This window comes from Candidatus Caldatribacterium sp. (assembly GCA_014359405.1).
GTDB lineage: Bacteria > Atribacterota > Atribacteria > Atribacterales > Caldatribacteriaceae > Caldatribacterium > Caldatribacterium oleiphilum.
In genome coordinates this window covers 1-1,981 of the sequence record JACIZN010000187.1, presented here as the reverse complement: position 1 = coordinate 1,981, position 1,981 = coordinate 1, and the positions used below count along the sequence as shown (strand labels likewise).

Here is a 1,981-nt window from a genome sequence, read left to right as displayed (position 1 = left end):
AAGCTATCATGCTGGCTAGACACACTTGACGAGACACTATGCGCTTCGCTCGCAGCGACAGACCAAAAAGGACTCGCAGCGACAAACCAAAAGGAGCTTGCAGCGACAAACCAAAATCGTAGTGACGAACCAAAGGGGGCCCGTAGTAACGATCCAAGGGGCTTACAGCAACAAACAGGTCCACGGTGGCAAACCAAGGGGGCTCGCAGTGGCAAACCAAAAAGGTCTCAGTGGTAAACCAAGGGGCTTACAGCGACAAATCAAAGGAACCCGCGGTGACTTTTAAAAAGCCCCCAGCAACTCGAAGGAAACCCCGCCACAATCCCCTTAGTCACCGCGAGGTCGTATTTTCGCTTCCGAAGCGGTCTCCTCTACCATGTCACCTGAACCCTGCATTTTCGTATGGTGAAGCAATTTCAAATCGCTTGTGCCTGCGATGACGGGTTGAAGCAGAGACTGCTTCTTTCGCTTGCAGTGGCAAACCAGGGAGCTTGCGGTTGCAAATCGAAAGGGTCCAGGGCGACAAATCAAGGGGCTTGCGGTGACTCGGGGTTTCGTCCGGTGAAGGAGTCCCAGCCCAAATTGCCCCTACTGCCCAGGGTGATGGGAAGAAGGAACGTACTTTTCTCCGAGGAGCTCCTGGGCTCTGAGGAGTTCTTCTTTTTCCCACGTCCCGAAGTGCACCCCCTCAAAGAGCTCCCCAAAACGAATCACCATCCTTTCCATGAGCTCTTCCCTTGTGAGATCTGCCCGGAGTTCCCGAAGGCCGGCAGAGCGCTCCTCGAGTTCCCTGTAGATTCTCTCCTTTTCGCGGAAACAGGAGGCAAAGGAAAGCCGGTCGATGGAAAAGGGGATGGAACCTTCAAAGAGGTTCCCCCGGATTGTCCGGGCCTGGGCGATTCCGGCCACCTTCTTCCCCAAAACGGCGACTTCATGAGGGAGCGCAAGGGAGAAACAGGCGGGAGAGCCTAAAAACGAGACCCCAGAGACGGAAGAATCAACCTTAAGTCCCAGGTCGGCGAAAGCTTTCCTGAGAACCTCCCGGACGATGTCGTAGAGGAGGCGATGAGGGTGAGGAACCTCCCCCCGGGGGAGAAAGAAACTGAAGGTTACCTCGTCCCCGTGGAGGATTGCCCGTCCTCCGGTTGGCCGCCGCACGAGGGGGATGCCCGCCCTTTCGAGGAAGGAGAAATCGAGCTCGTCCTCCTTCTGGTGCTTCCCCAGAGAAAGGGTCGGCCGATCCCAAGAAAAAAAGCGCAGGGTCGGCACCTTCCCCACCGAAAGGAGGGCCTCATCCCGCGCCATATTCTCGCACCCTGGAAGGGGCAAGTCCTTAAGGACCCGGAGAATACCTCTAAACACTACTTTATGCGTTCCCGGTACGCCGAGGCACTAAGGAGTGTGGACCACTCTTCTTCCTTCGTGTACCTGATGCGGCAGATCCATCCCTTCCCGTAGGGGTCCTGGTTCAAGAGCTCCGGTTTTGCCTCGAGTTCCCTGTTCACCTCGACGATTTCCCCCGAGAGGGGGGCGTAGAGGTTGGAGACCGTTTTTATGGACTCCACGTCCCCGATGCGCTCGCCTTTTGCAACCTGGGCACCGACTTTGGGGAGCTCCACGAACACCACATCCCCGAGTTCCCCCTGGGCGTAATCGGTAATGCCGCAGAGGGCCGTACCGTTTTCCCTGCGGACCCAGAAGTGCTCAGGGGTGTACAGGAGGTCCTCCGGAATATGCATCAGCGATTTCCTCCTTCTGCAAAGTGGAGCGGACTACCGAAAACGGCTTCCGCCGCCTCCATAACCGCCTCCGAGAGCGTGGGGTGGGGATGGATGGCCCAGGCAATTTCATGGGGCGTACTCTCAAGGGCCATTGCAAGAATGGCCTCCCCGATGAGGTTTGAAGCCGAAGGACCGATGATGTGCACCCCCAGGATTTCCCCGGTTTTTTTGTCGCTCACAATCTTCACGAATCCCTCGAT

Annotated in this window: 3 protein-coding genes; all 3 read right to left on the bottom strand. The window is 56.9% G+C overall.

The window, feature by feature from the left end; genetic code table 11:
- Positions 1–588: 588 nt before the first annotated feature.
- Positions 589–1,305 carry a lipoate--protein ligase family protein gene (locus H5U36_10240; protein ID MBC7218485.1) on the bottom strand — a complete coding sequence of 239 codons (717 nt, stop codon included), beginning with the start codon at positions 1,303–1,305 and terminating at the stop codon, positions 589–591.
- 56 nt (positions 1,306–1,361) lie between these two features.
- Positions 1,362–1,739 (bottom strand): glycine cleavage system protein GcvH, encoded by a 378-nt coding sequence (gene gcvH / locus H5U36_10235; GenBank protein ID MBC7218484.1) that lies wholly within the window; start codon positions 1,737–1,739, stop codon positions 1,362–1,364.
- Positions 1,739–1,981: dihydrolipoyl dehydrogenase (locus tag H5U36_10230; protein ID MBC7218483.1), on the bottom strand; the 243-nt coding region annotated here is incomplete at its 5' end. The genes gcvH and H5U36_10230, both read right to left, overlap by 1 nt.